We start from the raw sequence: 6925 nt of genomic DNA, 5'->3' as shown, positions 1-6925 counted from the left end.
GTGATCGGGGCGGCGCACCCCAAGTGGGACGAGCGGCCGGTGCTGCTGGTCAAGCTGATGCCGGGCGTGCAGTCCTCGAAGGAGGAGTTCCTGGCCTTCCTGGAGGGCAAGATCGCCAAGTGGTGGACGCCCGACGACGTGCTGTTCGTCGACGACATCCCGCTGGGCGCCACCGGCAAGATCGACAAGAAGCTGATCCGCGAGCGGATGAAGGGCTATGTCCTGCCGACCGCCAAAGCCAAGGAAACGGCCTGAGGTCTTGACGCAGGTCGATCTGCGCCGGGCTGGCGACGCCGACATCGAGGAGATCGCGGAGCTCACCAACTGGGCCTACCGCGGGACCGGCGAGGTCGCGAGCTGGACGGTCGAAAGCTATCTCGAGGGCCTGCGGACGACGCCTGAGACCCTGCGCGCCGACATCGCCGCCAATCCGGACGCGCGCCTGCTGACCTGGCGGGGCGAGGCGGGCGAACTCCTGGGCCATTTCTGGCTGGAGCCTCCGGCGGACGGGGCGACCTGGTACCTGGGCCTCCTGAGCGTGCGGCCCGACCGGCAGGATCAGAAGCTCGGCCGCCGCCTGCTGGCCGCCGGCGAGGATTTCGCCCGGGCGCGGGGCGCGACGCGGCTGCAGATGACCGTGATCAACGTCCGCGACACGCTGATCGCCTGGTATCAGCGCCGCGGCTACGCGCTCACCGGCGAGGTGCGGCCGTTCCCCTACGGCGACGACCGCTTCGGCAGGCCCAGGCGCGATGACCTGAGTTTCGTGGTGCTGGAGAAGGCGCTTTAGCCGGCGACGGCCCGGCGGCGGCGAACCATGGCGCCCGCCCCGCCGAAGCCGACGATCATCAGCGCCCAGGCCGCCGGTTCCGGCACGCCAGGAACCTGGCCGCCGCCGCAGGCGCCGGTGCAGGGCGGCGGGCCGCAGTTCTCGAGGCAGGGCGGCGGGCCACAATCGAGCGTGCAAGGGGGCGGCCCGCAGTTCTCGGTGCAGGGCGGCGGCGGCGGCGGGACATAGCTCCCGGTCGAGATCAGCTCGGCGTTGGACAGACCCGCCAGATTGAAGGTGATGGTCTCGAGCCCGCCCACCAGGTCGCCGGCGTTGAACTCGAAGAAGGCGGTGGACTCGTAGCCGACGGCGGGGATGTTTTTGCTGCCCTTGGCCCCACCCACGTGGAAGCTGACGATGGTCTCGCCATAGAGCGCCGTCCCGAAATCGACGGTCGGCCCGCTGACGGCGAAGTTGTGCAGGGTGTCGAAGCTCGCAGCGGTATAGGTGGTCACGCCCAGCATTTGGTTCAGCGCGATCGCCGAGTCGGTGTTCATCGCGTCGCTGCCGCCGTTCAGGTTGCCCGAAAACCAGCCGGCGCAGAGGCCCGTGGGCGTACTGCCGCCGACGCTGATGTCGCTCATCGAGCAGAGGGTCGCGCCCAGGGTCGGGCCGGGCGGCGGAGGCGGCGGGCCGTTGTGCTTCGCATAGGCCGAAGTGGCCAAGGCCAAGGTGACGGCGACGACCGCCAATGCGAATTTCCGACCGATCATGCCCGACCTCAAAGCTTAACTATAACGCCCTGCGGCTCGGCATAGACCCACGCATTATAAATCCATAATGGACTCCCCTTGCGCGTGAATCTGCGAGTGAGAATGGCTCTCAACCGGCCAGGCGGTAGACTGTGTCCGGGCCCGGCGGACCGTTGGTCTCGACCTCGCCCTGGTGCTCCAGGTGGATGATGGCGGCCAGCATGGAGCGGGCCGCGGCCGGCCACAGCCGGGCGTCGACGTCGGCGTAGAGGCGGGGCGTGAGCTCGCCGATGGTCGCCGGGCCCTGGGAGAGCGCCAGGAGGATCTGGTCCATGCGTTCCCGGCGATGGGCGGCGTAGGCGTCGATGAAGGGCGCGACCTTGAGGATCGGCGGGCCGTGGGTCGGCCACAACGTCGTGAAGTTCCGCGCCCGGATGCGCGCGAGGCTTTCCAGATAGGCGGTCATGTCGCCGTCTGGCGGGGTGATCACCGTCGTCGACCAGCCCATGATGTGGTCGCCGGTGAAGCAGGCGTTCTCTTCCTTGAGCGCGTAGCAAAGGTGATTGGAGGTGTGGCCGGGTGTCGGGATCGCCTCCAGCGTCCAGCCGGGGCCGGAAATCTCGCCGCCGCCGCAGAGGCTGATGTCGGGCGCGAAGCCGTGGTCGTGGCCGGCCTCCATCTTCACCTCGCCGGTGTCTTCGGCCTCATGGCCCGCCACGGCGCAGCCGTAGATCACAGCTCCGGTGGCGGCCTTCAGTGGGCCGGCGAGCGGCGAGTGGTCGGAATGGTGGTGGGTGATCGCGATGTGCGTGACGCGCTCGCCTTCCACAGCCCGAAGTATGGAAGCCAGATGTTCCGGCAGATCCGGGCCGGGGTCGATCACGCAGACCTCGCCTTTGCCGACGATGTAGGTCCCGGTGCCCTTGTAGGTGAAGGGTCCCGGGTTGTCGGCCACCACCCGGCGGATCAGCGGCGAGACCTGGTCGCAGGCGCCGTACTCGAACTCGATCTCGCGGACGTAAGGGATCGCCATCCGGCCGCTCAGCCGCCGAGCGCGGCGGTGAGGTCGTAGCCGGCGGCGCGGCCGAGGCTGACCAGCTCGCCGCGCGGCCGCGCGCCGGACATGACCTGGCCGATCGCCCAGGTGGTGATCGAGCGCGTGCCCGAGCGGCAGTAGGCGAGCACCGGGCCGTCGGCGGCCTCCACCGCCAGGCGCATGGCCTCGACCTCGGCCGGGCCGGGGCTCCCACGCACCGGGATGTGCGCGTAGGTCAGGCCGTGGGCCTCGGCCGCGCCCTTGATCTCGGCGGCCGACGGCTGGCCGGGATCCTCGCCGTCGGGACGGTTGCAGACGATCGCCACGAAGCCCTGACGGGCCGCCTCGGCCACGTCGGCGGTCGAGATCTGCGGGGCGGTGGTGAAGTCGTCGGTGACGCGTCGGAAGTCGCTCATGGCGCTATTGCTCCCTGTGGACCTTCACTTCGCGCTGGTTGTTCACGCTCATCGCGTAGCTGCCCATCGAGGCGGTCCTGATCTTCACCTTCTGGCCGGGCTTGGGAGTCAGCGGAATCTCGGTCAGGTCGACCTGCACCCAGCGGGCGCCGTCCTCGAGGGTGAACTCCCACTTGCCGGTGGGCAGCTGACGGGCGCTGGCGATGACGCCGTCGGCCGAGGTGATCTCTTCCGGCTTTTCGCCGCGCGAGAACAGCGACATCGAGGGCAGGGTGAAGCCGAAGGCCTGGCGGCGGACCTTGCGGGCCTGCTCGCGGTCGACCACCACCACGTCGCCCTTGGCCTCGGCCTGGTCGAGGACCCCGGCGGCCTGGTCGAAACAGGCCAGCCGCTGGGTCGGGTCGGTGAGCTTGCGGCAATCGAGGAGCTGCTGCAGCTGGGCGGCGCGGGCGGGCGCGGCCGGCTCGGCCGCCAGACCGGGCGCCGCAGCGGCGCCGGCGACGGCCGCGATCAAGAGGGTGGCGGCGGCGAAACGCGGCTTTGGCCCAAACGCTGTCATCGATCGATTCCCGACTGTCAAAGGTTGTCCCTCAATAGCTTCGGATTCCGAGTTTGTCCGGTTTTGGGCCGCCTGACTTTTATCCATGCGCGGCTGCATGCAAAACCACCCTCGGGGCCGGCAAAAACGACGCATGAACCCCCACGCATTTGCCCCGTCCGGGGGCGAATTGTGCGCGCATCGCCATCCCCGCGCCCAATCTGTGACCAGAATGCGACAGGTCGCCTTCGACAACATTGCCAAAAGCTAATGTTCGTTGACCGAGCGTCAGATACGCCCGTAACTCCGCCGTAACCGGGATCGACTGCGACTCCGGGGGCAATTTTGTTTGGGGGCAGGCGCGCTTTTCGGGGCGGCCGCTGGAGGATTTAGACCTTGAAAATTCAAAGCACCCGGGAGCGCCTGTTGGCCTCCTCGATGATCTGCGGCGTGGCCTTTCTGGGGCTATCCGCGTCCCAGGCGTTCGCCGCCGCGGCTGACGCGGCCAACGGCGAAGTCTCCGAAATCGTCGTGACCGGGACGCGCATCCCGTCGCCGAACCTCACCTCCATCGCCCCGATCACCACGGTCGGCAACGCCGACATCAAGTCGCAGGGCATCACCCGGATCGAAGACATCACCAACGCGCTCCCGCAGGTGTTCGCCGGCCAGGGCTCCTCGATCACCAACGGTTCGAACGGCACCGCCACGGTCAACCTGCGTGACCTGGGTTCGTCGCGCACCCTGGTGCTGATCGACGGCCGCCGCGCCCAGCCGACCCCGACCGACCTGAACTTCATCCCCTCGGCCCTGGTCGAGCGGGTTGACGTGCTGACGGGCGGCGCCTCGGCCACCTACGGCGCCGACGCCGTCTCGGGCGTCGTCAACTTCATCATGCTGCACAACTTCGAAGGCGTGCGCATCGACGCGCAATATTCGGGCTACCAGCACGACAACAACAACAGCGTCGGCCAAGCGGCTCTGACCGCGGCGGCCAAGACCGCGATCATCCCCTCGCAGTTCGCGATCCCGGGCAACCTCTGGGAAGGCGAAACCTCGCAGGTGACGATGATCATCGGCGCCAACGCCCCGGACGGTAAGGGCAACGTCACCGCCTACGCCACCTATCGTCAGAACAACGCGATCCTCGAAGCCGACCGCGACTTCTCGGCCTGCACCCTGGCCTCCACGGCCGCGGGCTTCACCTGCTCGGGTTCGGGCACGGCCTTCCCGGCCCGCGTCGGCAGCTTCCTGGTCGACCCGACCACCTTCAACACCTTCCGCACCCGCGTGGCGACGGACGTGTTCAACTTCGGCCCGGCGAACTTCTTCGCCCGTCCGGACGAACGCTACAGCCTGGGCGCCTTCGCCCACTACGAGATCGCGCCGTGGGCCGACGCGTACATGGACACCATGTTCATGGACGACAACTCGACCGCTCAGATCGCGGCGGGCGGCATCTTCGCCGGCACGTTCAGCATCGACTGCGCCAACCCGCTGCTGAGCACCCAGGAAAAGGGCCTGCTGGTCCCGACCGCGGCCACGGGCGGCGGCACCTGCGCCACCAACCCGGCGGGCATCTTCACCGGCACCGTCGCCCGTCGTCTGCTCCCGCAAGAGCAGGGCGGCCGCCTCACCCAGTTCCGCCACAACGACTACCGCATGGTCATCGGCATGAAGGGCGACCTGGGCAAGAACTGGAACTACGACGGCTACATGCAGTACGGCGTCGTGACGGTGAACAACCGCCAGTCCGGCAACTTCGACACCACCCGCATCAACCAGTCGCTGAACGCGGTTCCCGGCCCCAACGGTCCGGTCTGCGCCGCCGGCGCCGATCCGGGCTGCGTGCCGATCAACATCTTCACCTCGCAGTTCATCTCGCCGGCCGCGATCAACTTCCTGGCGATCAACAGCTTCAACTTCACCAACATCAGCGAGCGGGTCGTCAGCCTGGCCTTCACCGGCAAGCTCGGCGACTACGGGATCAAGAGCCCCTACGCGTCTGAAGGCGTGGGCGTGGCGTTCGGCGGCGAATACCGCCGCGAGCACCTCGACAACGGCGCCGACTTCCTGTCGGTCAACGGCCTGGTGAACGGCAACGGCGGCGCCGCGGCGCCGACCAACGGCAGCTTCGACGTCTACGAACTGTTCGGCGAAGCCCGCGTGCCGCTGGTCAGCGACATGCCCTTCGCCAAGGACCTGTCCCTGGAGCTCGGCTACCGCTTCTCCGACTATTCCTCGGTCGGCGACACCAACACCTACAAGGTGGCCGGTGAGTGGGAAGTGATCGACGGTCTGCGCTTCCGGGGCGGCTACAACCGCGCCGTCCGCGCGCCGAACATCACCGAGCTCTTCCAGACCCAGACCGTCGGTCTGGACGGCAACTCCGACCCCTGCGCCGGCCTGACGGCGGCCAACCCGCTGGTCGCCACCTGCGCCTCGATCTTCCACCTGACCACGGCGCAAGTCCTGGGCATCGAGAAGAACCCGGCCAACCAGTACAATGGCCAAGGCGGCGGCAACCCGAACCTGAAGCCGGAAACCGCCGACACCTACACCGCCGGTGTGGTGTGGCAGCCGAGCTTCGCGCCGGGCCTGAACCTCAGCGCCGACTTCTTCGACATCAAGGTGGAGTCGTTCATCGGCGGCTACGGGGCCAACCTGATCCAGACCCAGTGCATCAACACGCAGTCGCCGACCTTCTGCAGCCTGATCCACCGCGACGCCAACGGCTCGCTATGGCTGAGCAACCAAGGCTTCGTGCAGGACACGACGCTGAACACCGGCTCGCTGAAGACCACCGGCGTCGACATCAACGCCTCCTACCGGACCGACCTGTCGGCTTGGGGCCTGGGCGACAACGGCTCGATCTCGGCCAGCATCGTGGGCACCTGGCTCGACACCCTGATCACCCAGCCGCTGCCGGGTGGCGCCAGCTACGATTGTAAGGGCCTCTACGGCTCGGTCTGCGGCACGCCGGCTCCGGAATGGCGTCACAAGGCGCGCCTGACCTGGAACACGCCGTACTCCTACGGCGACTGGTTCAAGTCGCTGAGCCTGTCGATGCAGTGGCGCTACTTCGGCAAGGTCAGCCTGGACGCCTACGACTCGAACCCGCAGCTGAACAACCCCGGGAACCAGTTCGCGGACGACAAGCAGTTCAGCGCCCAGAACTACATCGACCTGGTCGCCAACGTGACGATCCACAACAACCTGAACCTGCGGATCGGCGTGAACAACGTGTTCGACAAGGATCCGCCGCTCGCCGACTCCACGGTGGCGCCGGGCCCGTTCGGCAACGGCAACACCTTCCCGAACGTGTACGACGCGCTCGGCCGCTACGTGTACGTGGGTCTGACGGCCGACTTCTAAGGCCGAGACTCATCTCTCAAGAGATCGGGCGGCGGAGCA

Annotated in this window: 6 protein-coding genes and 1 pseudogene; 3 read left to right on the top strand and 4 right to left on the bottom strand. The window is 67.8% G+C overall.

Going from position 1 to position 6925, the window contains the following annotated elements:
- On the top strand, positions 1-255 hold a 255-nt coding region (locus VKQ35_RS16070; RefSeq protein WP_414692356.1), incomplete at its 5' end, for an AMP-binding enzyme.
- Positions 256-259: 4 nt separating this feature from the next.
- Positions 260-790, top strand: coding sequence for a GNAT family N-acetyltransferase (locus VKQ35_RS16065; RefSeq protein ID WP_324363407.1), 531 nt, complete (start codon positions 260-262; stop codon positions 788-790).
- On the opposite strand, the pseudogene VKQ35_RS22070 reads toward VKQ35_RS16065, so the two are convergent.
- The 4 genes and pseudogenes from VKQ35_RS22070 to VKQ35_RS16045 form a co-directional block, all read right to left on the bottom strand.
- Positions 787-879, bottom strand: a pseudogene (locus VKQ35_RS22070) (PEPxxWA-CTERM sorting domain-containing protein); the annotation flags it as partial. The gene VKQ35_RS16065 and the pseudogene VKQ35_RS22070 overlap by 4 nt on opposite strands.
- Before the next feature lie 772 nt (positions 880-1651).
- Positions 1652-2554 (bottom strand): MBL fold metallo-hydrolase, encoded by a 903-nt coding sequence (locus tag VKQ35_RS16055; RefSeq protein ID WP_324363403.1) that lies wholly within the window; start codon positions 2552-2554, stop codon positions 1652-1654.
- A gap of 8 nt (positions 2555-2562) precedes the next feature.
- Positions 2563-2973, bottom strand: coding sequence for a TIGR01244 family sulfur transferase (locus VKQ35_RS16050; RefSeq protein WP_324363401.1), 411 nt, complete (start codon positions 2971-2973; stop codon positions 2563-2565).
- 4 nt (positions 2974-2977) lie between these two features.
- On the bottom strand, positions 2978-3532 hold the full coding sequence (locus VKQ35_RS16045; RefSeq protein WP_324363399.1) for a hypothetical protein: 555 nt from the start codon (positions 3530-3532) through the stop codon (positions 2978-2980).
- Positions 3533-3907: 375 nt separating this feature from the next.
- Between VKQ35_RS16045 and VKQ35_RS16040 the strand changes: the two genes are divergently transcribed.
- Positions 3908-6886, top strand: coding sequence for a TonB-dependent receptor plug domain-containing protein (locus VKQ35_RS16040; RefSeq protein ID WP_324363397.1), 2979 nt, complete (start codon positions 3908-3910; stop codon positions 6884-6886).
- Positions 6887-6925: the final 39 nt, after the last annotated feature.

The organism is Phenylobacterium sp., from assembly GCF_035309685.1.
Lineage (GTDB): Bacteria > Pseudomonadota > Alphaproteobacteria > Caulobacterales > Caulobacteraceae > Phenylobacterium.
Note: the sequence above shows the minus strand (reverse complement) of the source record. Positions and strands in the feature narration are given on the sequence as shown.

What these genes read in the sequence shown, in the direction of transcription:
- VKQ35_RS16055 (WP_324363403.1), bottom strand. Translation starts at nt 2,554, where the DNA reads ATGGCGATCCCTTACGTCCGCGAGATCGAGTTCGAGTACGGCGCCTGC.
- VKQ35_RS16050 (WP_324363401.1), bottom strand. Translation starts at nt 2,973, where the DNA reads ATGAGCGACTTCCGACGCGTCACCGACGACTTCACCACCGCCCCGCAG.
- VKQ35_RS16045 (WP_324363399.1), bottom strand. Translation starts at nt 3,532, where the DNA reads ATGACAGCGTTTGGGCCAAAGCCGCGTTTCGCCGCCGCCACCCTCTTG.